General features: G+C 40.1%; 26 protein-coding genes and 2 tRNA genes. 17 read left to right on the top strand and 11 right to left on the bottom strand.

Annotated features, from left to right (window positions below; translation table 11 throughout):
* Positions 1 to 39 precede the first annotated feature (39 nt).
* The 9 genes from AXF18_RS01040 to trpA all read left to right on the top strand — a co-directional run bounded on the left by AXF18_RS01040 (position 40) and on the right by trpA (position 9733).
* A complete protein-coding gene (locus AXF18_RS01040) occupies positions 40 to 1266 on the top strand; it encodes a DegT/DnrJ/EryC1/StrS aminotransferase family protein (protein ID WP_065371358.1) in 1227 nt (408 codons plus the stop codon).
* 429 nt (positions 1267 to 1695) lie between these two features.
* Positions 1696 to 2874 (top strand): tryptophan synthase subunit beta, encoded by a 1179-nt coding sequence (gene trpB / locus AXF18_RS01035; RefSeq protein WP_045616748.1) that lies wholly within the window; start codon positions 1696 to 1698, stop codon positions 2872 to 2874.
* Between the two features lie 599 nt (positions 2875 to 3473).
* Positions 3474 to 4835, top strand: coding sequence for an anthranilate synthase component I (trpE, locus tag AXF18_RS01025; RefSeq protein ID WP_065371357.1), 1362 nt, complete (start codon positions 3474 to 3476; stop codon positions 4833 to 4835).
* Positions 4832 to 5398: an aminodeoxychorismate/anthranilate synthase component II gene (locus AXF18_RS01020; RefSeq protein ID WP_033584314.1), complete on the top strand. Its 567-nt coding sequence runs from the start codon at positions 4832 to 4834 to the stop codon at positions 5396 to 5398. Before trpE ends, AXF18_RS01020 begins: the two co-directional genes overlap by 4 nt.
* 10 nt (positions 5399 to 5408) lie before the next feature.
* Positions 5409 to 6413 (top strand): anthranilate phosphoribosyltransferase, encoded by a 1005-nt coding sequence (gene trpD, locus AXF18_RS01015; RefSeq protein WP_065371356.1) that lies wholly within the window; start codon positions 5409 to 5411, stop codon positions 6411 to 6413.
* Positions 6410 to 7177, top strand: a complete 768-nt coding sequence (trpC, locus tag AXF18_RS01010) for an indole-3-glycerol phosphate synthase TrpC (RefSeq protein WP_065371355.1) — start codon at positions 6410 to 6412, stop codon at positions 7175 to 7177. The genes trpD and trpC overlap by 4 nt, the downstream gene beginning before the upstream one ends.
* Entirely contained in the window at positions 7164 to 7763 is a 600-nt protein-coding gene (locus AXF18_RS01005; RefSeq protein WP_065371354.1) for a phosphoribosylanthranilate isomerase, read from the top strand. Before trpC ends, AXF18_RS01005 begins: the two co-directional genes overlap by 14 nt.
* Positions 7741 to 8964, top strand: coding sequence for a tryptophan synthase subunit beta (gene trpB / locus AXF18_RS01000; protein WP_049549767.1), 1224 nt, complete (start codon positions 7741 to 7743; stop codon positions 8962 to 8964). The genes AXF18_RS01005 and trpB (AXF18_RS01000) overlap by 23 nt, the downstream gene beginning before the upstream one ends.
* Positions 8957 to 9733, top strand: coding sequence for a tryptophan synthase subunit alpha (trpA, locus tag AXF18_RS00995; RefSeq protein WP_049549766.1), 777 nt, complete (start codon positions 8957 to 8959; stop codon positions 9731 to 9733). Before trpB (AXF18_RS01000) ends, trpA begins: the two co-directional genes overlap by 8 nt.
* On the opposite strand, the gene AXF18_RS00990 is transcribed toward trpA, so the two are convergent.
* Positions 9705 to 10364 (bottom strand): A24 family peptidase, encoded by a 660-nt coding sequence (locus AXF18_RS00990; protein WP_049549765.1) that lies wholly within the window; start codon positions 10362 to 10364, stop codon positions 9705 to 9707. The two genes, trpA and AXF18_RS00990, sit on opposite strands and share 29 nt — an antisense overlap.
* A gap of 69 nt (positions 10365 to 10433) precedes the next feature.
* Here AXF18_RS00990 and AXF18_RS00985 point away from each other — a divergent pair, with 69 nt between their 5' ends.
* From AXF18_RS00985 to AXF18_RS00975, 3 genes are all read left to right on the top strand, one after another.
* The gene (locus AXF18_RS00985) at positions 10434 to 10889 is read left to right on the top strand and encodes a GNAT family N-acetyltransferase (protein ID WP_049549764.1); all 456 of its coding nucleotides are present in this window, start codon (positions 10434 to 10436) and stop codon (positions 10887 to 10889) included.
* 103 nt (positions 10890 to 10992) lie between these two features.
* Entirely contained in the window at positions 10993 to 11517 is a 525-nt protein-coding gene (locus AXF18_RS00980) for a hypothetical protein (protein WP_049549763.1), read from the top strand.
* 70 nt (positions 11518 to 11587) lie between these two features.
* Positions 11588 to 12109 carry a hypothetical protein gene (locus AXF18_RS00975; RefSeq protein WP_065371353.1) on the top strand — a complete coding sequence of 174 codons (522 nt, stop codon included), beginning with the start codon at positions 11588 to 11590 and terminating at the stop codon, positions 12107 to 12109.
* A gap of 218 nt (positions 12110 to 12327) precedes the next feature.
* On the opposite strand, the gene AXF18_RS00970 is transcribed toward AXF18_RS00975, so the two are convergent.
* The 5 genes from AXF18_RS00970 to AXF18_RS00950 all read right to left on the bottom strand — a co-directional run bounded on the left by AXF18_RS00970 (position 12328) and on the right by AXF18_RS00950 (position 14250).
* Positions 12328 to 12531 carry a CsbD family protein gene (locus tag AXF18_RS00970; protein WP_000102421.1) on the bottom strand — a complete coding sequence of 68 codons (204 nt, stop codon included), beginning with the start codon at positions 12529 to 12531 and terminating at the stop codon, positions 12328 to 12330.
* A 41-nt stretch (positions 12532 to 12572) separates the two neighbouring features.
* Entirely contained in the window at positions 12573 to 13157 is a 585-nt protein-coding gene (locus tag AXF18_RS00965; RefSeq protein ID WP_000072932.1) for an Asp23/Gls24 family envelope stress response protein, read from the bottom strand.
* Between the two features lie 11 nt (positions 13158 to 13168).
* Positions 13169 to 13339 carry a DUF2273 domain-containing protein gene (locus AXF18_RS00960; protein ID WP_000454669.1) on the bottom strand — a complete coding sequence of 57 codons (171 nt, stop codon included), beginning with the start codon at positions 13337 to 13339 and terminating at the stop codon, positions 13169 to 13171.
* A gap of 11 nt (positions 13340 to 13350) precedes the next feature.
* Positions 13351 to 13914, bottom strand: a complete 564-nt coding sequence (amaP, locus tag AXF18_RS00955) for an alkaline shock response membrane anchor protein AmaP (protein WP_000045614.1) — start codon at positions 13912 to 13914, stop codon at positions 13351 to 13353.
* A 99-nt stretch (positions 13915 to 14013) separates the two neighbouring features.
* Positions 14014 to 14250 carry a GlsB/YeaQ/YmgE family stress response membrane protein gene (locus AXF18_RS00950; protein ID WP_033630119.1) on the bottom strand — a complete coding sequence of 79 codons (237 nt, stop codon included), beginning with the start codon at positions 14248 to 14250 and terminating at the stop codon, positions 14014 to 14016.
* Positions 14251 to 14574: 324 nt separating this feature from the next.
* On the opposite strand from AXF18_RS00950, the gene AXF18_RS00945 reads away from it, so the two are divergent.
* Positions 14575 to 16056 (top strand): M protein trans-acting positive regulator PRD domain-containing protein, encoded by a 1482-nt coding sequence (locus tag AXF18_RS00945; RefSeq protein WP_065371352.1) that lies wholly within the window; start codon positions 14575 to 14577, stop codon positions 16054 to 16056.
* Between the two features lie 155 nt (positions 16057 to 16211).
* Here AXF18_RS00945 and AXF18_RS00940 read toward each other — a convergent pair whose 3' ends face one another.
* Positions 16212 to 17357: a low temperature requirement protein A gene (locus AXF18_RS00940; RefSeq protein WP_000209257.1), complete on the bottom strand. Its 1146-nt coding sequence runs from the start codon at positions 17355 to 17357 to the stop codon at positions 16212 to 16214.
* A gap of 1004 nt (positions 17358 to 18361) precedes the next feature.
* Here AXF18_RS00940 and AXF18_RS00935 point away from each other — a divergent pair.
* Both AXF18_RS00935 and AXF18_RS00930 read left to right on the top strand, forming a co-directional pair.
* A complete protein-coding gene (locus AXF18_RS00935) occupies positions 18362 to 19651 on the top strand; it encodes a membrane protein (protein ID WP_001062785.1) in 1290 nt (429 codons plus the stop codon).
* 9 nt (positions 19652 to 19660) lie between these two features.
* The gene (locus AXF18_RS00930) at positions 19661 to 20749 is read left to right on the top strand and encodes an AI-2E family transporter (RefSeq protein WP_001055015.1); all 1089 of its coding nucleotides are present in this window, start codon (positions 19661 to 19663) and stop codon (positions 20747 to 20749) included.
* 140 nt (positions 20750 to 20889) lie between these two features.
* Here AXF18_RS00930 and AXF18_RS00925 read toward each other — a convergent pair.
* The 4 genes from AXF18_RS00925 to AXF18_RS00910 form a co-directional block, all read right to left on the bottom strand.
* Positions 20890 to 20962 (bottom strand) — tRNA-Lys (locus AXF18_RS00925).
* A gap of 62 nt (positions 20963 to 21024) precedes the next feature.
* Complete coding sequence (locus tag AXF18_RS00920; RefSeq protein ID WP_000672739.1) at positions 21025 to 21540, bottom strand: DUF308 domain-containing protein; 516 nt, start codon at positions 21538 to 21540, stop codon at positions 21025 to 21027.
* Between the two features lie 351 nt (positions 21541 to 21891).
* Positions 21892 to 21964, bottom strand: a tRNA-Lys gene (locus tag AXF18_RS00915).
* Between the two features lie 264 nt (positions 21965 to 22228).
* The gene (locus AXF18_RS00910) at positions 22229 to 23500 is read right to left on the bottom strand and encodes a replication-associated recombination protein A (RefSeq protein WP_044020351.1); all 1272 of its coding nucleotides are present in this window, start codon (positions 23498 to 23500) and stop codon (positions 22229 to 22231) included.
* A 115-nt stretch (positions 23501 to 23615) separates the two neighbouring features.
* On the opposite strand from AXF18_RS00910, the gene AXF18_RS00905 reads away from it, so the two are divergent.
* Entirely contained in the window at positions 23616 to 24086 is a 471-nt protein-coding gene (locus tag AXF18_RS00905; protein WP_038804952.1) for a DUF3013 family protein, read from the top strand.
* 19 nt (positions 24087 to 24105) lie between these two features.
* Positions 24106 to 25167 carry a site-2 protease family protein gene (locus AXF18_RS00900; protein ID WP_038804953.1) on the top strand — a complete coding sequence of 354 codons (1062 nt, stop codon included), beginning with the start codon at positions 24106 to 24108 and terminating at the stop codon, positions 25165 to 25167.
* The last annotated feature ends 1 nt before the right edge of the window (position 25168 follow it).

Raw genomic sequence — 25168 nt, 5'->3', positions numbered from 1 at the left:
AGTCATGAGAAAATGAGTACAGATAAAAGGAGCAAATCAATGCCAAATTACAATATTCCATTTTCACCACCCGATATTACGGAAGCAGAAATTGCTGAAGTAGCGGATACCCTGCGTTCTGGTTGGATTACAACTGGGCCAAAGACAAAAGAACTAGAGCGTCGCTTATCTCAATACACACAGACACCTAAGACTGTCTGCCTCAACTCTGCGACTGCCGCTCTTGAGTTGATTTTGCGTGTTTTGGAAGTGGGACCTGGTGATGAAGTCATCGTTCCAGCCATGACTTATACAGCTTCTTGCAGTGTCATCACACACGTAGGAGCGACACCTGTCATGGTGGATATCCAAGCAGATACGTTTGAGATGGATTATGACCTACTTGAGCAAGCTATCACTGAGAAAACTAAGGTTATCATCCCAGTAGAGCTTGCAGGGATTGTGTGCGACTATGACCGTTTGTTCCAAGTCGTGGAGAAAAAACGTGATCTCTTTACAGCTGCTAGCAAGTGGCAAAAAGCCTTTAACCGTATCGTGATTGTCTCTGATAGTGCTCATGCTTTGGGATCGACCTATAAAGGGCAACCAGCTGGTTCGATCGCTGACTTTACTTCCTTCTCATTCCATGCTGTTAAGAACTTTACAACAGCTGAGGGAGGAAGTGCGACTTGGAAAGCCAATCCAGCTATTGACGATGAAGAGATGTACAAGGAGTTTCAAATCCTTTCCCTTCATGGTCAAACCAAAGACGCCCTTGCTAAGATGCAACTGGGTTCATGGGAGTACGATATCGTCACACCAGCCTACAAGTGCAACATGACGGATATCATGGCTTCGATTGGTTTGGTACAATTGGACCGTTACCCAGCTTTGCTAGAACGTCGTAAGGACATCGTGGACCGCTATGATCGTGGTTTTGCAGGTTCTCGCATCCGTCCATTGGCACACAAGACTGATAGTGTCGAATCTTCACGCCACCTCTACATCACCCATGTAGAAGGAGCAAGTTTAGAAGAACGCAACCACATCATCCAAGAATTGGCCAAAGCAGGAATTGCAAGTAATGTACACTATAAACCGCTTCCTCTCCTGACAGCCTATAAGAATCTTGGTTTCGATATGGCAGATTATCCAAGAGCCTATGCCTTCTTTGAAAATGAAATTACGCTTCCTCTTCATACAAAATTAAGCGATGAAGAAGTTGATTACATCGTTCAGACTTTGGTGAGAATTTCTGAAGAAATCCTCGGTTCTGGAAAAAAATAATAAAAAATCTTGACAAAAAGCGGACAATAGCATATAATATTCTCAACAAATCAGAAAAGTAACTATTTTTGATCTTCAGGGAGCCTGTGGTGATTGTGAACAGGTGGTTGGAAGTAGTGAAAGTGGGCTGATTTTAAAAATGAATTTGAAACAATGAAAATTCGGTGCGCACACCTTACAGTGCAACTTGTTGTTAGACAAGGCAGAGATGTAAAGGGGAATAGTCCCTTTATAATTGAGGTGGCACCGCGTTACCAACGCCCTCACATGGAAGTAGATTCTGTGTGTGGGCTTTTTTCTTTCGGTCATTTTGTTTATCTTTTATTAGGGCGTTAAGTCGCTTTGATGAACTTGAGTTCTATCTGCAGCTCCTTGCCTACTACTAAAAGCAAACAAAAAGCCGAATTAATATGGAAAGAGGAAAAATTTATGACAACTAAAGGTTATTTTGGACAATTTGGTGGTAGTTTTGTACCGGAGCCGATTCAGGCTTTGTTGGATGAGTTGGAAATGACATTTGACAAATACAAGGATGATCCAGAGTTTTTGGCAGAATTTCGCCATTACTTGAAGGATTATTCAGGTCGTGAAACACCGCTTTATTTTGCGGAAAGTTTGACAGATCACTTAGGTGGCGCTAAGATTTATCTCAAGCGCGAAGATCTTAACCACCTTGGTTCTCACAAACTTAACAACGTTTTAGGACAAATTCTTCTTGCCAAACGTATGGGCAAAAAACGAGTGATTGCGGAAACAGGAGCTGGTCAGCACGGTGTTGCGACAGCAGCAGCTGCAGCTAAGTTTGGTATGGCTTGTGATGTCTACATGGGGGCAGAAGATGTGGAGCGTCAACGTCTCAATGTTTTCCGCATGGAGATGATGGGAGCAACTGTTCACGCGGTTGAAACGGGGACACGAACTCTCAAGGATGCGGTCGATGCAGCCTTTGGAGCATGGATGAATGACCTTGAAGCCTTCTATGTTTTGGGATCGGCTGTGGGACCTCACCCTTATCCTACTATTGTCCATGAGTTTCAAAAGGTCATCAGTGAAGAATCTCGTCGTCAAATCTTGGAAAAAGAAGGCCGTTTACCAGACTACGTCATTGCCTGTGTAGGTGGTGGTTCCAATGCTATCGGTGCTTTTTCACAGTATGTGGCTGATGAAGAAGTCAAATTGGTTGGGGTCGAAGCTGCCGGTCACGGACTTGACACAGACAAGCATGCAGCCACTATGACAAAGGGTAGTGTCGGAATTGTCGATGGTATGAAGACCTATGCAGTCTTTAAGGAAGACGGAGAGCTGGCGCCAGTTTACTCTATCTCAGCTGGTTTGGACTATCCAGGGGTTGGCCCAGAACACGCCTACTTTAAAGATTCAGGTCGCGTGGAATATGTGGCAGCGACAGACGAAGAAGCTGTTCAAGCCTTGCTCCTTCTTAGTAAGACAGAAGGGATTATCCCAGCGATTGAAAGTTCGCACGCCATCGCAGAAGCGGTTAAACGTGCACCGAAACTAAGTAAAGATGACATTATCATCATCAATGTCTCTGGTCGTGGAGACAAGGACGTAGCTGCGATTGCAGACTACCTAGAAGCTAAGAAATAAGAGATGGAAAAATTACAGTACTTTCTTTCCCAGAGAGCTTGTGGTTGCTGGAAACAAGCAGAGAAAGCTGTAAGGTTGGGTCCATCTGAAACGAGAGAAGAAAACATAATTCTCAAGGGAGTGCCCTTTATCGCACAGCCTGTTACAGGAAAGTTCTGAGACAGGAATGAGAGATAGGAGAAATCCTATAATTGAGGTGGCACCGCGAATTTCGTCCTCACGCAAGTTATTTTGCGTGGGGATTTTTATATATTTATCGTAGATATGGTCATCAGTTTTAAATTATGCTTCATCAATAGATAGATTTCTATAAAATATTTGCAAACGAAGTGAGCATTGAAACGCTATTTCCCGCCATAGTGGTATTCTAGAGAAGCAAAGATGCTTCTCTAGAACGGAATTTTTGAGAGTAAAATAGTTCGGGGAACTATTTTAGCTTGAGCCTAGAAATGAATGAGCGAGGAGCTCGAAAATTAGGTCTTTCATTTTATGGTTTTCTAAAATCATCCACTGGATAATTTTACCTCCCGTCCGCACTATTTAAGGGAAATAGAAAAAAGACAAAAAATTAAAAATAAGAAACTGAAAGGGAAATTACAATGGAACGAATCATTCATGGAGATGTCTTATCACCAATCTTGGCTTATATGCGCCTAAAGGGGCAACACAAGGTGATCTTAGAAAGTATTCCGAGAGACAAGGAAACCGCTCGTTTTTCTATCCTAGCCTATAATCCTGTTTTTGAGATTCAGTTTGAAAATGGAGTTCTTTATCAAAATGGGCAAGTGATTGATCGTGATCCCCTGGATTTCCTTTATGATGTGACTCATAAGAGCCAGCACCATTCAGACCTCCCTTTTGGTGGGGGAGCTATTGGCTTTGTCGGTTACGATATGATTTCTCTTTATGAAGAAATTTGCCAAATCCTTGAGGATACCATTGGGACGCCAGACATGCATTTCTTTGTCTATGAGAGTTATATGGTCTTTGACCATAAGAAGGAAAAAATCCATGTCATTGAGGATGCTCTATATAGCGATCGCAGTCAAGAGGATTTGGAAAAAGCCTTGAACCAAGTGCTGGAGGAATTACGCATCCCTGCTTCAAATGAATTTGAAGACTTGGATTTATCTCCGCTGGACTTCAAACCGCATATCGCTCCTCATAAGTTTGAGCAAATGGTCGAAACCGCTCGTGACTTGATTCGTAATGGTGATATGTTCCAATGTGTGCTCAGCCAGCGTTTCTCAGCAGAGGTTACTGGAAATCCATTTGACTTCTACAGAAATCTTCGCGTGACCAATCCATCTAATTACCTCTATTTCTATGATTTTGGGGATTATCAAATTATCGGTGCTAGTCCAGAAAGTTTGGTTTCTGTCAAAAATGGCATCGTGACAACCAATCCAATTGCGGGTACACGACCAAGAGGGACTACGGATGAAGAGGACAAGGCCTTGGCAACTGATTTATTTTCTGATGAGAAGGAAACAGCAGAACATCGGATGTTGGTAGACTTGGGGCGTAACGATATTGGTCGCATCTCTGAAACAGCCAGTGTCCAAGTTACCAAGTATATGGAAGTGGAGCTTTTCCGCTATGTCATGCATTTGACCAGCGTGGTGAAAGGGCGTTTGCTTCCAGAATTAACAGCCATGGATGCTTTGAAATCTACACTTCCAGCTGGAACAGTTTCAGGAGCACCAAAGATTCGGGCCATGAGACGCATCTATGAACTGGAGACGGAAAAACGAGGCGTATACGCAGGAGCAATCGGCTACTTGTCTGCGACGGGTGATATGGATTTCGCCATTGCCATCCGAACTATGATTCTCAAAGATCAAACAGCCTATGTGCAGGCTGGGGCAGGGATTGTCTATGACTCTATTGCCCAAAACGAATACCAAGAAACCATTAACAAGGCTAAATCTATGACTAGAATTGGAGAACTAAGACCATGATTTTATTGATTGATAACTATGATTCTTTTACCTATAACTTGGCGCAGTACATTGGGAATTTTGCAGAAGTGCAGGTCTTGAGAAATGATGATCCCAAGCTGTATGAAGAAGCTGAAAAAGCAGATGGTCTGGTCTTTTCTCCCGGTCCTGGTTGGCCGGTTGATGCTGGAAAGATGGAAGACATGATTCGTGACTTTGCAGGTAAGAAGCCGATTCTAGGGATTTGTTTGGGTCACCAAGCCATCGCAGAAGTCTTTGGTGGGAAGTTAGGTTTGGCTCCAAAGGTCATGCATGGGAAACAGAGCCATATCAGCTTTGAAGCGCCATCTGTTCTCTATCAAGGCATTGAGGATGGTCGTCCAGTCATGCGTTATCACAGTATTTTGATTGAAGAAATGCCAGAAGACTTTGAAGTGACAGCTCGTTCGACTGATGACCAAGCTATTATGGGAATTCAACACAAAAGCCTGCCGATTTATGGCTTCCAGTACCATCCAGAAAGTATCGGAACGCCAGATGGCTTGTCTTCTATTCGGAATTTTATCGAGAAGGTTGTAAAGTGAGGAAACTAGGATGAAAGAGATTATTGAAAAACTAGCAAAATTTGAAAATTTATCAGGTGTGGAAATGACGGATGTCATTGAACGTATCGTTACTGGACGTGTAACCGAGGCGCAGATTGCTTCTCTTCTCTTGGCCCTTAAGATGAAGGGGGAAACACCTGAAGAACGCACAGCCATTGCACAAGTCATGAGAGGCCATGCCCAACACATTCCAACTGAAATCCATGATGCAATGGACAACTGTGGTACAGGTGGGGACAAGTCTTTCAGCTTTAACATCTCAACAACTGCAGCCTTTGTCTTGGCTGGTGGTGGCATTCACATGGCTAAGCACGGTAACCGCTCGATTTCTTCTAAATCTGGTTCGGCAGACGTCCTTCAAGCATTGGGCATCAATCTTGACCTCAAACCAGCTGAACTAGGTAAGGTCTTTGATAAAACTGGAATCGTCTTTCTCTTTGCTAAAAATATGCACCCAGCTATGAAATACATCATGCCAGCACGTTTGGAATTGGGAATTCCAACAATCATGAACTTGACTGGTCCACTGATTCACCCAATGGCCTTGGAAACACAGCTGCTTGGCATTAGTCGTCCAGAACTTCTAGAAAGTACAGCCCAGGTTTTGAAAAATATGGGTCGCAAACGTGCCATCGTGGTTGCTGGACCAGAAGGGCTAGATGAAGCTGGTTTGAACGGAACAACCAAGATTGCTCTTCTTGAAAATGGCGAAATTACCTTGTCAAGCTTCACTCCAGAGGATTTGGGGATGGAACGCTACGCTATCGAAGACATTCGAGGAGGAAATGCTCAGGAAAATGCAGAAATTTTGCTTAGTGTTCTTCAAAACGAACCAAGTCCATTCTTGGAAACGACAGTCTTGAATGCTGGTCTTGGTTTCTATGCTAATGGTAAGGTAGCTAGTATCAAGGAAGGGGTTGTCTTGGCCCGTCAAGTGATTACCAGTGGCAAGGCCCTTGAAAAACTCAGACTGTTACAGGAGTACCAAAAATGAGTCAGGAATTTTTAGCACGAATTTTAGAGCAGAAGGCGCATGAAGTCGAGCAAATGGAGCTGGAGGAAGTCCAGCCCTTGCGCAAGACCTATCGCTTAGCTGACTATTTAAAACAACATCAAGACCGTTTGCAGGTAATCGCTGAGGTCAAGAAGGCGAGTCCAAGTATGGGTGATATCAATCTCGATGTGGATATTGTGCAACAGGCCCAGACTTATGAAGCAAATGGTGCAGTGATGATTTCGGTTTTGACAGATGAGGTTTTCTTTAAAGGGCATTTGGATTATCTGCGGGAGATTTCTAGTCAGGTACAGATTCCGACGCTCAACAAGGACTTTATCATCGATGAAAAGCAAATCATCCGAGCTCGCAATTCCGGCGCGACAGTTATCTTGCTCATCGTCGCGGCCTTGTCAGAAGAACGCCTCAAGGAACTGTATGACTACGCGACAGAGCTTGGTCTGGAAGTCTTGGTGGAAACTCATAATCTAGCTGAACTAGAGGTAGCCCACAGACTTGGTGCTGAGATTATTGGGGTTAATAATCGCAACTTGACCACCTTTGAAGTCGACTTGCAGACTAGTGTAGACTTGGCCCAGCACTTTGAGGAAGATCGCTATTACATTTCTGAATCTGCTATTTTCACAGGGCAGGATGCGATACGTGTTGCACCATACTTTAACGGAATTTTGGTGGGAACAGCTCTCATGCAGGCAGAAGATGTAGACCAGAGAATCAAGGAGTTGCAGATTGACAAAGGTTAAGATTTGTGGATTATCGACCAAAGAAGCGGTAGAGACAGCCGTATCAGCAGGGGCAGACTACATTGGTTTTGTCTTTGCGCCTAGTAAAAGACAGGTGACCTTGGAAGAGGCTGCTGAGCTCGCAAAGTTCATTCCTGTTAACGTTAAAAAGGTTGGTGTATTTGTTTCACCAAGTCGGGCAGAATTGCTAGAAGCGATTGAAAAAGTTGGTCTGGACTTGGTTCAAGTTCATGGTCAGGTAGCGGATGAGTTGTTTGAGGATTTGCCTTGCGCCAGTATTCAGGCGGTGCAGGTGGATGGAAATGGTCATGTGCCTCATTCTCTGGCGGATTATCTCCTCTTTGATGCTCCTGTAGCAGGGAGTGGACAGACCTTTGACTGGGGTAAACTGGATACGGCAGAACTAGCTCAGCCTTTCTTTATCGCTGGTGGGCTTAAGGAAGACAATGTAGCAAAAGCAATTCAACACTTTACTCCCTATGCAGTCGATGTATCAAGCGGAGTGGAGACAGATGAACAAAAAGATCATGAAAAGATTAGAAGATTTATAGAGAGGGTAAAGCATGGCATATCAAGAACCAAATAAAGATGGATTTTACGGAAAATTCGGTGGACGTTTTGTCCCAGAAACATTGATGACAGCAGTTTTGGAGTTGGAAAAAGCTTATCGTGAAAGTCAGGCGGACCCAAGTTTCCAAGAGGAATTAAACCAGCTCTTACGCCAGTATGTAGGACGTGAAACTCCCCTTTACTACGCAAAAAACTTGACCCAGCATATCGGCGGAGCCAAGATTTATCTCAAGCGTGAAGACCTTAACCATACAGGGGCTCACAAGATTAACAATGCCTTGGGACAGGTTCTTCTGGCTAAACGCATGGGCAAAAAGAAAATCATCGCTGAAACTGGTGCTGGTCAGCACGGTGTGGCAACTGCAACAGCTGCGGCCCTCTTTAACATGGAATGTACCATCTACATGGGTGAGGAAGATGTCAAACGCCAAGCCCTTAATGTCTTCCGTATGGAGCTTTTGGGAGCCAAGGTCGAGGCTGTGACAGATGGTTCGCGCGTGCTCAAGGATGCGGTCAATGCAGCCCTTCGTTCATGGGTGGCAAATATCGATGATACCCACTATATCCTTGGTTCTGCCTTGGGACCTCATCCTTTCCCAGAAATCGTTCGTGACTTCCAAAGTGTCATCGGTCGAGAGGCTAAACAACAGTACCGTGACTTGACAGGTCAAGATTTGCCAGATGCCCTAGTAGCCTGTGTTGGTGGTGGTTCTAATGCTATTGGTCTCTTTCATCCATTTGTAGAAGATGAGTCTGTAGCTATGTATGGGGCTGAAGCAGCTGGACTTGGTGTGGATACAGAGCACCACGCAGCGACTTTGACCAAGGGTCGTCCGGGTGTCCTTCACGGTTCGCTTATGGATGTGCTCCAAGATGCTCATGGTCAAATTCTTGAAGCCTTCTCTATCTCAGCTGGATTGGACTATCCTGGTATCGGTCCAGAACACTCTCACTACCACGATATCAAACGTGCCAGCTATGTTCCTGTGACAGATGAGGAAGCCTTGGAAGGATTCCAACTCTTGTCTCGCGTGGAAGGGATTATTCCAGCCTTGGAATCTAGCCATGCCATTGCCTTTGCAGTGAAATTGGCCAAAGAACTCGGTCCAGACAAGTCGATGATTGTCTGCCTATCCGGTCGTGGGGACAAGGATGTAGTTCAAGTCAAAGACCGCTTGGAAGCAGATGCAACAAAGAAGGGAGAAGCCCATGCCTAAGACACTAACAGAAAAATTGAATGCTATCAAAGCAGCTGGAAAAGGAATTTTCGTTCCCTATATCATGGCTGGAGACCACGAGAAAGGTTTGGATGGACTAGGAGAAACAATCCACTTTCTAGAAGATTTGGATGTTTCTGCCATCGAAGTGGGCATTCCCTTTTCAGACCCAGTTGCAGATGGACCTGTGATCGAAGAAGCAGGTCTGCGCAGTCTAGCTCGCGGGACGTCTACTCAGGCTTTGGTTGAAACCTTGAAACATGTAGAAACTGAAGTTCCACTTGTTATCATGACCTACTTCAATCCCCTCTTTCAGTACGGTGTGGAGAAATTTGTCAAAGATCTGGCAGATACAGCAGTTAAGGGCTTGATTATCCCAGACCTGCCTCATGAGCATGCCAACTTTGTAGAGCCCTTTTTGGTAGATACAGACATTGCCTTGATTCCCCTAGTTAGTTTGACGACAGGACTTGAGCGCCAGAAAGAGTTGATTGAAGGGGCGGAAGGCTTTGTCTATGCCGTTGCCATCAATGGGGTGACAGGGAAATCAGGCAATTACCGCGCAGACTTGGACAAGCACTTGGCACAATTGCATCAAGTAGCGGATATCCCAGTCTTGACAGGTTTTGGTGTGTCTAGTCAAGAAGATGTCGAACGATTCAATGCGGTGTCAGATGGCGTTATCGTCGGTTCGAAAATTGTAAAAGCTCTCCACCAAGGAGAGCCGATTGAGGACTTTATCAAACAAGCAGTAGCTTACCAAAAATAATCAAACAAGCAGCAAGTAAGAGGAAAGGCACGAAAGGAAGTCTTTCCTTTTTCTTTTGCAGGAGAAAAGCTAGGATCCCCGTCGCAGAAGCGAACTGGATCAAAATCAGTAATTCTGTCACGCTAAAGACGAGCGCACAAGAAGCCAGAAAGAGAAAATCCCCTGCTCCCATGCGAATATCGATAAAATGGGCCATGATTCCGAGGACAAGGAAGAAACTCATAACCAGATTCCAGCCACAGAAAGCCATGAGGATTAGGTGGAAAGTTAGCCAAACCATTAAGGGATATTCCTGATGGCGAAAGTCGTAGATGCCCAAGGTTGAGCCAGCAGTGATTAGGATGACTTGACCCAAGGAAATCCAGCCCCAAGACCAAGCTAGAAAGAGGATTCCTAAGCCGAGTTCAAAGAGGGCATACCAGAAAGGATAGCGGATCTTGCAGTAGCGACAGCGAAAGCGATTGAAGACCTGAGAGAGGATAGGAATTAGGTCTAACGGGCGCAAGCGAGTCTGACAGGAATCGCAGTGGCTAGCTGGTCGGATAATGGATTGCTCAGGGAAACGGTCAATGACCAAACCCAAGAAAGAAGCGAGAATGCTCCCGACAAGAAAATAATAAAGATCAATCATACTTATTTATTCGTAAAAAATAGGAGAAGTAGTATAATGGAGAAACATAGATAAGATGGTGAGGTCAAGATGACAATTCGTTTTGAAGAAAATGTGAGCACAGAAAACGCTCAACTCGTATGCCAATGGTCCAACTCCCTTGGCAAATCCTTTCAAGAACAATGGATGGGAACAATGATTCCTTTTCCCTTAACAATTCAAATCTTGCAAGATTTGGAAGGAATCTTTTCAATCTTTGGTGGACAAGAGTTTGTGGGGCTTATCCAGAAAATCAGGTTAGAAGACAAAAATCTTCATATCGGGAGATTTTTTATCAACCCCCAGAAACAGGGGCAAGGCTTAGGTAGCCAGGCTTTAAGGAAATTTGTCAGTTTAGCCTTTGAAAATGAAGACATAGATACTATTTCTCTAAATGTCTACGAGGCAAATCAAAGAGCTTACAATCTTTACCAAAAAGAAGGATTTGAAATCGTTCAAATGGTTGAAACACCTATACGAAAATACATCATGAAAAAGGGTAGATAGCAGTCGCGTGGGTCTAGAGTCCCAAGGATATCCGAGGATAAGGCAATTACCTTTCAAAGTTGGAAACAAGATTATTATGATTTCTTAGATAGAGGAGATAAACATGTCGAAATGTAGAAAAATACGAATCATGCTCGCTTCTGTACTTGCCTTAGTTGTTGGTATCACTCTTTATTCTCAGTATCAAAGCCACCAAGAACGCCTCCAATTAAAAACCTCCTTTGAAGAACAGGACACTATAGCCGTCTTAAAACATTTAACGGCGTCAGGAAAATATGCGTCTGACATTCGTAAAGCAGGCTATGTCGTTCCTCCCGACGGTGCCATCCGCTTGGATGGAGGAATTGACTCCATAGGGATAAAAGGAGACATCGATCTGAAAATGTTGAATCCTGGCAGGGATGAAGTTTCTGTTTTATTTGCAACAATGGTAAATGAGGAAAAAATAAATGTCTACTATATTTTAGATCATCAATTTACTCTAAAACGTAGTTACTATTCTTATATTAGTAATCAAAAAAAAGAAGATGTGAACATCTCTCAAGTCGAAGAAGAACGCCTATTAAAGATTGTTCGAAAAGAGTTGAAAGCTTTTCTAGATAAGATGTATCAGACTTTGTATGGTTGATGTTACTAGTGAGAAATGGATGCGAGACTCAGTTCAGAATGTCAACGATGATGAGAAAGGAGGGAAAAGAATGTTTACAGAATTGCTCTTTATTGTCTCTTTCGTGTTACTTTTACGTTTGTTTAAGAGTAGACGCTCACGAATGATTATAGGAGTCTTGTATAGTTTGCTGCTAGTCTGGTTTGTCCTTTCAGTTTTGAACTATGGCAAATACACTCTTCAACCAGGTCAATCCGTCAACTTAAGAGTAAATCCCAGAACACAAGATTTGGAATACTATTCAATCTTCATCTTGAAGAAAAACGATTCAAGCAAAATTAAATTAACTGGCTCTGGTGTTTGGAGTGAGAGAAACAGCGATGTTTACTATGAAGTAGAGGGACAAAAAATTATAAAAAGCCATGGTTTGGACGAGGAGGATGAAGAACTTCCAAACAACCAACCAGATATTTATTTAGTAAAAGATGGAGTTGTTGTGAGTTACCAAGGTGAAAAAGTGTTTGATGCCACCAATAACAAGCCCTACACGATAACCATTACCAATGTGGACACCCAGCCAGCCCAATTTGAGGCTCAGGTGGTGGATAAATAAGCCAGCCTAGTAGTGTGCAAGCTTTTAAATTTTCTTTCTTTAAAAAGGGAGATATTATTTTAAACAAGCAAAAAAGCCTTGAAATCAAGGCTTTTCCTTTTGACAATTCCTTTTAACGAAAAATGGGAAGCGTGTTTAGAATCCGATCTACAAAAAAAGAGGACATTTACGGTCCTCTTTTTGACTACTATAATGAAAAGGTCAATTAACGTTTAGCCTTATTTTTCGTCTTTGTGAAGCATGTTTTTCACACCTTCAATAGCGCCTTCGACAGCGTCTTTAGCATCTTCAGCAACTTCTTTTACTTTAGAAACAACTTTTTCAGCTGTTCCTTCTTTTTCCATTTTTTCATCGCCGATCATTTTGCCGACACCTTCTTTAATGGAACCTTTTGCTTGGTTTAATTTTTCTTCTGTTGACATGATTCTGCCTCCTTTAAATTGATTGATTTTGATTAGATGAATTAGTGTACGCGAGCATTTTCCTTTGTTTCGCCTTTAACGGCTTCAACACCTTCGCCTACTTTTTCTTGAACAGCAGCAACACCTGAACCGATACCAGATTTCACTTTTTCAAATTGTTCTGAAGCAAATTCTCCTGTTGAAGAAGCCACGTCAGTTACTCGGTCTTGGAGGCTAACTGAATCTGCTTCATGCTGTTCCTTCGTTTTGATATCAACAACATTCACATTGACTTCAACTACTTCTAGATCAGTCATTTTTGTAACTTGTGATACGACAACATCTTTGATTTCTTTGTACAAAGCAGGGACATTCTTTTGGTACTCAACAACAATGTTCAAGTCAACTGCAACTTGCTCTTTCCCAACTTCAACATTGACACCATGAGTGACATTATCTGTATTGATAATTTTTTCTGTTAGATTAGAGAAGAATCCTCCATCCACATCCAAAAGTCCAGGTACTTTTTCAAGTGAAAGACCAATGATTTTTTGGATTACTTTGTCTTCATAAGTGAGTTCCCCTTTAACATCTTGAGAAACAACAGCAACATCTTTTTTTTCTACATTTTTATCTACGTTTGACATACGAGACTCCTTTATTTATTTAAATATTTTTCCTTAACATAGTATCCAGCAAATGCTCCTAGGGCTCCACAAATTAGTACAAATAGTGTTTTGAAAAAGCCAAAGGATAAGATAAAGCAAGCGAGAATGACACCTACTAGACCTGCAATAATTGGATACTGATATTTTTTAAACCATTCCATTTTTTACTTCCTTACTTTACACGACTAACAGTCTTTTTGGTCGTTTTTGGAGGTTCAAATTCTTTCACTTTAACTTCAAGTTTTACCTCACGTTCAATACCAAAGAACTGCTTTAATCCATGAGTTATTTCATTCTGGATGACAAGACATCGATTTGAGATGTTGTCCGAAGGAAGAATTTTGCCCTCAACATAAACGAAACATTTATTTTTGCGGCTATTTACATGGACTGTTGGTTCTTTGATCAACTGATGATCAATGACCAAACATCGAACAAAGCCTTCGATAGCTGAATTTTTTAGTTTTAATGTATCTTCTTGAGTCTCTAATTGAATCTCTAAATACTGTTTAGGATAGAAGAGTATTACTAACATTGAAATTAACACTAAAACAGATAGGACAAGTGTCCCCCAAAAGACATATCTAGCAATCAGAAATTCAGCGTAGAGTTCTCTCCAACTGAATAAGTGGATATCTAAATCACTGACCTGATGATAATCTATGAGAATAGGAAGGAAAATAGCCAAGATTAAAATACAGAAAATAAGTAACAATATTTTCTTTGATTTTGACATATTAAATCCTTTCAAATGAAAAGCTTTAAACCATAATTTTACCCGTCTAAAGTATTCAAAATTATGGCTTATCACTTTTAATGTTCTATTAGGTAATGCTTATTTTTTACCAAATAGAAATGAAACGACTGCAACAACAATCACTGCACCTACGATTGACGGAATAATAGCCATTCCAGCCAATGAAGGTCCCCAGCTTCCTAGAAGTGATTGCCCTACAGACGAACCGATAAGACCTGCAAAGATATTTGCAATCAATCCCATTGAACCACCTTTTTTAGTGATTGCACCAGCGGCGAGACCAATAAGACCTCCTACAATAATGGACCACAACATAGTGTATCCTCCTTTTCTATTTCTAAATCAAAGAATCAATTTCAGAAAATCAATTTCAGAAAATCAATTTCTTTGATTTAATTAATTATATAATATTTAAATATGGAAGGGTAATAATTTGTCTTAAATTACGTATTATAAAAACACACCACAGGTACAAATAAATAAGAAAATCTTGATGCTACTGGGTTTCTAAGGGATTAGACTAGTCTTTTGATGACAAGCAAAAGTCGTTGTAAGAGGATAAATGCACTCTATATGGTATAATTGCATGAAGATTGATAGGCAATCGTTTAGTTTATTATAAAGAGAGAAAAGCTATTCATGAGAGATTTATTATCGAAAAAAAGTCACAGACAATTAGAATTATTAGAATTACTATTTGAAAACAAACGCTGGTTTCATATTTCAGAACTAGCAGAATTATTGCACTGTGCAGAACGTTCTGTAAAAGATGACTTATCCCATGTCAGATCTTCTTTTCCTGACTTGCTATTTCATTCCTCGACAAATGGTATCCGTATCATAAATACTGACGATAGTGATATTGAAATGATCTATCATCATTTTTTTAAGCATTCAACTCACTTTTCAATATTAGAATTTGTCTTCTTCAATGAAGGATGTGATAAAGAGAATATTTGCAAAGAGTTTTATATCAGTTCTTCCTCTCTTTACCGTATCATCAGTCATATTAATAAAATTATTAAGAAGCAATATCGTTTTGAAATTAACCTTAATCCAGTTCGAATCACTGGAAATGAAATCGATATCCGTTACTTTTTTGCCCAATATTTTTCAGAGAAATACTATTTCCTTGAATGGCCATTTGAAGATTTTTCTCAAGAAACCTTGTCTCAATTATTGGAATTAGTCTATAAAGCAACTTCTTTCCCGATGAATTTATCAACTCATAGAATGTTAAAATTACTTCTGGTTACAAATTTATATCGCATAAAGTTTGGTCATTTCATGGAAGTTGAGAGAGACTCTTTTAACAATCAATTGTTGGAATCGTTTATGCAGGCAGAAGAAATTGAAGACATTGTAGCCAGCTTTGATTCTGAATATCAGATTTCTCTGAATAAAGAAGTGATAAGTCAACTGTTTGTATCCTATTTTCAAAAAATGTTTTTCATAGATGAAGAAGTATTTCTGAACCATGCAAAAACAGACAGCTATGTAAAAAAATCGTATCAGTTATTGGGAGATCTAGTAGATCAGGTATCAAGAGAGTATAATCTTCAAGTAGACAATAAGGACAATCTGATTTGGCATCTGCACAATACAGCACATCTGCATCGCCAGGAATTATCGACAGAGTTTATCTTATTTGATCAAAAAGGCAATACAATCAAGAACTTTCAAAATATTTTCCCTCGCTTTGTTTCAGAGGTGAAGGAAGGGATTGAACATTATCTAAAGACTTTGGATATGGATCGTAATTCAATGAAGGTCAATCATTTGTCTTATACTTTTATCACTCATAGCAAACACTTAGTGTTAAACCTTTTACAAAATCAACCGAAATTAAAGGTTTTGGTCATGAGTAATTTTGATCAGTATCATGCAAAATCAGTAGCTGAGACACTTTCTTACTATTGTAGTAACAATTTTGAACTGGAAGTTTGGAGTGAATTAGAGTTATCACTTGAGTCTCTAAAAGAATCACCATACGACATCATTATTTCTAATTTTATTATTCCTCCTATTGAAAATAAGAGACTGATCTATTCCAATAATGTCAATACAGTCGCTCTCATCTCTTTGCTTAACGCAATGATGTTTATTCGATTGGATGAGTAACTAAGAATAACAAAAAACGCTAGATAGCGTTTTTTGTTTTATAAGGAAAGAATTTTATCTATACTAAACTCAGAATATCCTAACAATCCTGTCATTTTTTAGTTCAGAACAACAAAAAGCCTTGGTTCCCAAAGCTTTTTTATGTTATAAACTCATTAAAAGAACCCCCAGTTAGATTTGGAATATTTTTTATTCTGTGTCATATAAAAATAAATAAAATGAATGGCTATAGCTAGAGCTAAAATGGTTGTTATACTCACTACTATTATAGGATTAGAAGCAAAGATTAAAGAGAGAATCAAGGCAGCCAGATAGAGTGTCGCTTGGACACAGTAGTAACTTTTCGAATAGCGAAGATAGTGTTTGTTATAGGGCCCATTTACTAGGACAGCAGCTTGAAAGAGGCCAAATCCGATATAAGAGAAGCTGGTTGCAAAGAGACGATTAGCTTCAGGATTCAGAAGAAAACTCATCGATACAGTCATCATCATAAGCCCAATGAAAATAGGATAGTGACTGTAAATTAGAAATAGCCCCTTTTGATTAGATTTTTCATCAATAGCATGGTCGAATTGACCAAAATAAAACAAGAACAGAGAAAGCATAATAATGAAATAAAGAACCGAATAAATCGAGAAATTCTCGATTGTAAAGAAGTTAGCTAGCTCCATAATCATCTCTCCAAACGTAATAATGACAAGAAGGGAGATGCGCTCGATTAAATGGGGGAGATTTACCTGGTAATGCTTATCTTTACTAAGCAAGATAATTGGCATAATAAATGTTAGCAGAATACTAGCAAATAAGACAGAGACTCCAACGTAAATAGGAAGAAGAGCTGCTAGATAGACTCCTAAACTTCCTAGACCTGTTATCCATAGAAAACCTTTGATACTTTCCCGTTCAACATTATCGGTTGATTTTCTAAAAAATTCAACCAAATATTGTAAAAATAAGGTAAAGGTTAATGTACCAACAGCCCAACAAAGATAATGAAAATATTGTTGCCAATCAGGTCCCATCATATTGGCTATAAAGAGTAAAAGTCCCATTTTGATAAACATGATTACCATGTTAAATAAAGAGTTCTTTCCATAGCGATTGGTATAAACGGTTTGAATCATCCATGAATCAGTGAGAACCAAAACAGCCATGAAAAAATCAAGGAAAGAATTCCAAGTCAAAATACCGTTATGAAGATGCTCAATTAAAGTAGTTACTTTTGAAATTGCAAAAACAAAAACTAAGTCATAAAAAAGTTCTGAAAATTCTACACGTTTATGTTTAATAAGAGTTGTCATCTTAAGACCTTTCTATTTTAGAAGTACAATTTATTATAACAGAAAATGATAATGAAAGAGAAGGATATGCTTAAATAATTTCATGTGGCGCGAATGAACTGCGCCACAAAAGTTAGGTTTTTTCTGTCTAACTTTTGGGGTGCAGTTCAGAAGGGTGTTCATAAAATTATACCGTTGATATCCATTAGTTGACCAAAAGTAGAACAGATACACAAAAAAGCCTTGTAAATCAAGGCTTTTTCCTGTTGTATTTAGATGCCCCCTACAGGGATTTGGAAAGGACTTTCATATTGAGAGCAATTAAAAATATTGAAATATAAGTGATTTTAGGTATTTTCAATGTCATGATTTAAAAATGGGACAAAAGTGGGGCAAATCAGTTATAGACAAGCAAAAAAGCCTTGTAAATCAAGGCTTTTTCCTGTTGATTTAGATGCCCCCTACAGGGATTTGGAAAGGACTTTCATATTGAGAGCAATTAAAAATATTGAAATATAAGTGATTTTAGGTATTTTCAATGTCATGATTTAAAAATGGGACAAAAGTGGGGCAAAAACCATACAGATTCTAAACTGTATGGTTCTTTTTTTATCTAACCAAGAAAGGTTAAAACTTATTAAAACAAATGCAATCAACTGTTGAAAACTTTTTAGTCCGTGTAATATAAAAACAAGTAAAAAGTTGAACTATAGGGAATATTGTGTCATAATAGGCAATAGATGAATAATTAATAGATTGGAAATAATGCTTTCTTACCTTAACAAGTTGAATTGGTTATACATTTTTTCGTCGCAATTGTGTCTATCTCTCGAGTTTAGCTAGTTTTTATAAGCTCTGGTTTCTAATCAATATAACAAATTTTAGAAGTGCATAAGACAAGATGGTGACATTACTACAGTCATTTCTAGTCACCATATGTTGCTGGCACAGGCTGTTTGTAGTGTTGGCTATTTACTAGTCAGTTTAATCGTAGTGTTTAATTTTTATTGTTGAAAGGTTTTTATATGGCGAAAATTCTATCTTTAGGTCTGACAGGTAAGAAATTACTTGCTCAGGGGTTCTTGTTTGTTCTGCTAGGTCTCATCTTGATGGTCACGGGGACTTGGTTGCCAGTAACAGTTATTCGCCTGGTTCTGTTTTTAGCTTGGATAGCAACGGTCGTAGATTTGCTATTAAGAGTTTTCAAAAAAAGCCAGTCAACGGATACCTTGGGAGTTGCACTGGTTAAATTGTTAGTGCTGGGATATTTGCTAGGTTCTAATCTTGCGACTGATATACCGATTTATGTTCTGGCTCTTGTGATTGGAGTTTATCAGATTTTTGGGGCCACGATTAATCTTGTCACCTATGTTCTCTACCGTAAAAATAATATTCGACCTCGTTTTCGTCTCTTACTAGATGGTATTCTACTAGTTTTTCTTGGTGGAGCTAGTCTTTTGTCCTCTACGGGAAATTCTGTCTTTCAACTCTTTGTTTTAGGGGCTTATTTTTTCCTTTATGGTCTGTCCAATATCCGTGACGGTTTCTTATTTGAAGGGGAAATTGGGAAAAACCATCTCAAACGTCGTATTAGAATTAGCTTACCTATTGTCCTAGCCGCTCTCATCCCTGCAAGAACTTTAGCAAAAGTTAACAAATTTATGCTGGAAAATGCTGATGAGGAAGAAGATATCCATCTTGGAATAGTGAAGTCTGGTAAGACAGCAGAGCTAGAAATTTTTGTTCATACAGCTGAGACCTCCCTGTTTTCAGCTATTGGTCATGTGGATATCTGCTATCAGGGCCGTGTTATTTCTTATGGCAACTATGATCCGTCATCTGAGACCTTATTTGGTATGGTAGGAGATGGTGTCTTATATTTCTGTGACCGCGATAAGTACATTGATCTATGTAAACGTGAGAGTCAAAAAACGCTTTTTGGTTATGGGATAGATTTGACGCCTGAAATGGAAAAAGCAGTTCAGAAAAAGTTGGCTGAATTGAAACAACTGACGATTCCATGGGAGCCAAGTGCAGATAAAATCATGACAGGTGATGGTAAGGAAGACTACACCTACGCTTATAAAATCAGACATGAGACAGATGGGGAACTTTATAAATTTATCAAATCTAAGTTTAAATCCTACTTTGTCTTATCTACAAACTGTGTGCTCTTGGCTGATACCATAGTCGGTCAGGCTGGCACCGATATCCTCTCACCCAAAGGATTTATCGCTCCAGGAACTTACCAAGCCTACCTTAATCGAGAGTTTGAAAAACCAAATAGTATAGTCGTATCTAAACATGTTTATTAAGGAGAATTTATGAACTTAGTAAAAAAATACACCCCGTTAATACTTTTTATAGGGCTGGTTGCTCTTGTAATTCTGAATGCATCGAGCTTTATATCAGGAGCAATCTCTCTCTTTGATGTAATATCAACCTTGATTTATGGTGCTGTTATTGCTTTTGTGCTTAATGTTCCTATGAAAAAAATTGAACAGTACTTAGTTAAATTGAAGGTAAAGGCAGAGTTGCGTCGTCCGATTGCCATGGTACTTGTTTTCCTAGCTCTTATCTTAATCGTGATTGCTCTTTTGGTTTTGGTGCTGCCAACCCTAGCCCAGACTATTAGTCAGCTGGGAACAGTCCTTTCAACAGTCCTTACTCAACTTGGGAAATTGCTAGGCAGCTCGGAATTTGTAACCAAAGACATGTTGTCAACTATCGTATCAGGCATACAGGGACAATCTAATTCTATTAGCCAAGCTTTGATAGGTTTTTTATCAGGTCTGACTAGTAATATCGGCAATATTTTTTCAAGTTTGATGAATGCCTTTTTGATTATAGTCTTCACCTTTTTATTTTTATCCAGTAAGGAACATTTGGCAGCGATGACGAGTCGACTTCTAAAAGTTTTTCTTCCAGAGAAGGTGGTGATAAAGTTGACTTACATTGGACAAGTAGCACTAGAGACTTATGACCAATTTTTGATGAGTCAGCTGATTGAAGCAGTTATCATAGGAGTTATGATAGCGGTTGGTTACAGCGTGTTTGGGATACCCTATGGAGTAATGACAGGTATCTTTGCAGGAGTGCTATCGTTCATTCCTTATGTAGGGCCTATGATTGCTTGTGTTGTGGGAGCGATTTTTATCTTCACAGTGAGTCCTACTCAAGCCTTACTTTCTCTTCTTCTATATCAAGTTATACAGCTGATTGAAGGAAACCTTATTTATCCTAGAGTTGTAGGTCAATCTATTGGCTTACCAGCCCTTTTCACGCTTGCGGCTGCTAGTATCGGAGGGAATCTTTTCGGACTACTTGGAATGATATTCTTTACCCCCGTATTTGCTGTTATCTATCGACTGGTTAAAGAATTTGTCGTTGCAAAGGAAAATCAGGTAGATTAAGAAAAACTAAATTTAATAAGATATACTGAGAAGAGAGTGAGAGATTCTCTTCTCTTTTATTTTTAAATACTTTTCTACAAAAAGCTATTAGACGTTAAAAAAAGCCTTGGTTTCAAGGCTTATTTCTGTTGATTTAGATGTGCCCCCTGCAGGGCTCGAACCTGCGCCCCATAGCTTAAGAGTCTACTGCTCTACCAACTGAGCTAAGGAGGCAACAGAAAAAGCTGAGAATGTAACTTCCCAGCTATTTTAATATGCCCAAAATGACAGCTAGATTATTTACGAAAGGCATCAAGGATATAGGTGAAACCAACAATTAAAAATGCAAAGGCAACGACATAAACGACAAAGACACTTGTAGCTACTGGATTGAACAAAATCACTAGACCTAGTAAAAATGCAAGCAACGCTATCCACATGATATGGTTGCCAATAATAGGGAAAATCAATCCCAGACGATTGCCTTTAAAGAAAGCTATAATGGCTTCTACAATTAACCAAATTCCTAAAATAGTTGGAATGACAACTGGCAGCGTCACAAAGCCATAGGCAACGAGGTAAAGAGCTAAGAGAAGATTAACAATCCCTTGGAAAAGATGAGCTGGTGAGCGAAGCTCTTTTGGTACAGAGAAATAGCCTAAAATAGCTGCTATAGAAGAAACCAGTAAACCAAATGCAATCCACCAGCTGTAAGCAACAAGATTAGCTACTGGGTTTGTAAATAGGAAAAGTCCTAAAAGGACAAAAACAACTCCTGCAAGGAATAGCAGTAAACGATTAGAAAATTTCATTTCAATACCCCCTATATAGTATAGTATAGTTTGATAATAATAATATTATACACCTTTTTAGAGGAAATGTCAATAAACAAAATGGAAAATTTGGAAGTTTCAGTCTGATTTATGAAAAGAAAATCAGTTTTTATTATTTTGAAAATAAAAAGAGAAGATAAAATTTGTCTTCTCTACATGAAAATATTGTATGGCATCAAAGCAAAAGTAACTGGCTTTACACTATTTGTTAAGATGTAATTTGGTTCAAAAAGAAAAGATAGATTTAAAAGTGGGGCAAATGATGAGGCAAATCAGTTATAGATAAGCAAAAAAGCCTTGGTTATCAAGGCTTTTCCTGTTGTATTTAGATGCCCCCTACAGGGATCGAACCTGTGACCCACGGATTAAGAGTCCGCTGCTCTGCCAGCTGAGCTAAGGAGGCAAAGAAAAAAGCTGTATTGGTGCCGAAACTTCACGGTTTGTATTGAACCCGCGCAATTAAGCAGGTGGGCAACTCGCTCTAACTGAAGCTGTTTCCGTGTGAGACGGCCTACATGCTGTTAGAAGACTTTTGTTTCCCTAATAATACAAAAAATAGTCGGTCAACACTTAAGTGTGAAGTCGTACACCACAGCGTTTCTATGTTTATATGATACCACTTTTTCAAAAAAAATCAAGAGGAAAATTTATTTTTTTGAAAAGGATTTCACAAGTCCCGTAATTTATCAATGGTTTCCTTGCGTTGCGCCAAGGCCCGTTCGTACTTGCCAGTATCTTCTGGAGAGAAGTAGTGATGATCTCGAATTTTTTCTGGCAAGTAATCTTGTTTGACCCAGTGTCCAGGATAGTTGTGCGGATAGAGATAGTTTTGCGCATTCCCTAGTTCCTTGCTTCCACTGTAGTGGCCATCGCGCAGGTGTCGAGGGATAGGCAAATGCCCTGATGTTTTGAGATCAGCAAGGGCCTTGTCCATGGCCACATAGGCTGAGTTGGATTTTGGAGAGAGGGCCAAATCAATCACGACATTGGCAATGAGAATGCGAGCTTCTGGGAAGCCAATCTTTTGAGCAGCATCTAGAGCAGTTACAGTATGGATCTGAGCTTCAGGATTGGCCAAACCGATATCTTCATAAGCGATAACGGTCAAGCGACGAGCGAGACTAGGAAGATCCCCAGCCTCAATCAAGCGGGCAGCATAGTGGAGACTGGCATCGACATCCGAGCCACGGATGGACTTTTGCAGTGCTGAAAGGACATCGTAGTGACCGTCCCCATCCTTATCCATGGTAATGTAACTCCTCTGCAGGCTGTTTTCCATGATATCAAGAGTGATATGACGGATGCCCTTGTCATTTTCGGGAGTAGAAAGAACAGCCAAGTCAAGTGAGTTGAAGGCAGAGCGAAGATCTCCGTTTGTAGAAGTTGCGATGAAATCCAGCGCATCCTCATCTAGCTCAACTGGAAAATCAAAACCACGCTCAGGGTCAGTTAGAGCTATCTGAAGAGCCTCTTTGACGTCTTGGTTAGACAGAGGTTCCAACTCAAAAATTTGAACACGGCTACGGATGGCAGGAGTGACAGAAAAGAAGGGATTTTCAGTCGTAGCACCAATCATGATGACCAGACCACTTTCTAAGAGTGGTAGAAGAAAGTCTTGCTTAGTCTTGTCAAGACGATGAATCTCGTCTAGTAGCAGTACAAGGCCACCTGAGAATTTAGCCTCTTCAGCGATTTCTTGCAGTCGCTTTTTACTATCAACAGTCGCATTGAAGGTCCGAAAGGCATACTTGGTCGTTCCAGCGATGGCAGAGGCGATACTGGTCTTTCCGATACCCGGAGGTCCGTAGAGAATCATGGAGGACAGGCGGTTGGCCTCCACCATGCGGCGGATGATTTTTCCTGATCCGACTAGATGCTTCTGACCGATGACCTGGTCGATGGTTTTTGGGCGCATGCGAAGTGCGAGATTGTCTGGCATAGCAGTCCTTTCTAACATGGATTTTCTGATGTATATGTGGTAAGATGGTAGTATCTATTTTAGCATATTTCCGAGCAATCGGGGCGATTAAAGAGTCGCATAGAAAGAGGACAAAATGGCAACATACGGATTTTTAGATGTTTTAGAGGAAGAATTGGACAAGAACTTTCCTTTTGACTATGAGATTAGCTGGGACAAGCGCAACCACGCGGTTGAAGTGAGTTTTCTCTTGGAAGCGCAAAACGCTACAGGTGTGGAGATGGTGGATGAAGACGGAGAGGTTTCTTCGGATGATATTCTCTTTGAAGAAGCAGTGCTTTTTTACAATCCTGCTAAGTCAACAGTTAATGCAGAAGATTATTTGGCTGTCATTCCTTATCTGCCTAAAAAAGGATTTTCTCGCGAGTTTTTAGCTTATTTTGCCCTTTTCCTGAAAGATACTGCCGAGGTTGGGCTGGATGCCCTCATGGACTTTTTGGAAGACCCAGAAGCAGAAGAATTTGTCATGGAATGGAACCAAGAAGTCTTTGAAGAAGGAAAAGTCGGCTTGGAAGAAGGAGAATTTTATCCTTATCCGAGATATTAGAGACTAGGGGAGAAAGTATATGAAGAAAATAGGCTTGTCTTTTATTTCTGGTATGTCCTTTGTTTTTTTGATGCTGGGATTTGTTTTTGGGACGATTGCCTTTAAAGAGCTAGGTTTCTCGTTAGTCTTTGTTCCAGGCTATCTATTTACTTTTCTCAGCATTTATCTGATATTTATCCTTCATGAGCTAGGTCATGCATTTTGCGGTTACCTGACAGGCTATCGCCTGGTGGCTTTTGGATTAGGAAATTTTCTTTTGACCAAAAAGTCAGGCAAGTTTCATCTTAGTCGAACAGCTGTTCTGAAAAATGTTGGCGCTCAGTATATTGGATTAAAAGAAGATGAAAGCGATCAAAGAATCATCCTGATGCTTTCAGGAGGCTTGATGGTTCATCTTGGCTTGATTTTATTGGCGCTATTGTATGGAATTTTGACAGCTAACTGGTATTTTGCAGCTACTTGGATTTGTCTAAATCTATCTTTTCTTCTCATCAATGCTAAGCCAGTTGGGATTACCGATGGAGCGAAAATCTGGGAATTGCTACAACATCCTGGAAATACGAAATACGCCTACTCGGTGTTGAGGCATTCTGCTCAGACCTTGCTAGCTCCTCAAGAATATGATTTGAAAGACTTTATCATGCCTATTGCTGAGGATGTGAGAGGGAGTTTTGCAGAAAGCATTCAGATTTTCCAGGGACTAGTTTTCATATTCGATGGTCAGATAGAGACTGCCAAGAAACACTTTCAGTTTTTATTAGATAAAACAGACAATCCGATGTCTCAAACTCTTTCCCAATTATACCTTCTTCAAATTGCCTTGCTTGAAAGGGATCATGAGAAAGCAGAGGAATATGCAAGCAATCGAGGAGTCAAGTCCTTCTTATCTCTAAAAATGGCAGATACGCAGATAATGCAAGCATGGTATCAATTTCTGGTAAAGAAAGATAGGGATCAGACTGACAAGGCTATAAAAATTGCTAGAAAAAACATGGTGACTAGCCGTTTGGTGCGGGATGAGAAACGTTATTATGAAAACTGGTTAGCAGAGTTGGAGAAAGAATTATCCGAAGGAGTCTGAT

This window comes from Streptococcus sp. oral taxon 064 (genome assembly GCF_001683375.1).
Taxonomy (GTDB): domain Bacteria; phylum Bacillota; class Bacilli; order Lactobacillales; family Streptococcaceae; genus Streptococcus; species Streptococcus oralis_S.
The sequence above is the reverse complement of the archived record's forward strand: the minus strand, read 5'-3'. Positions and strand labels throughout refer to the sequence as shown.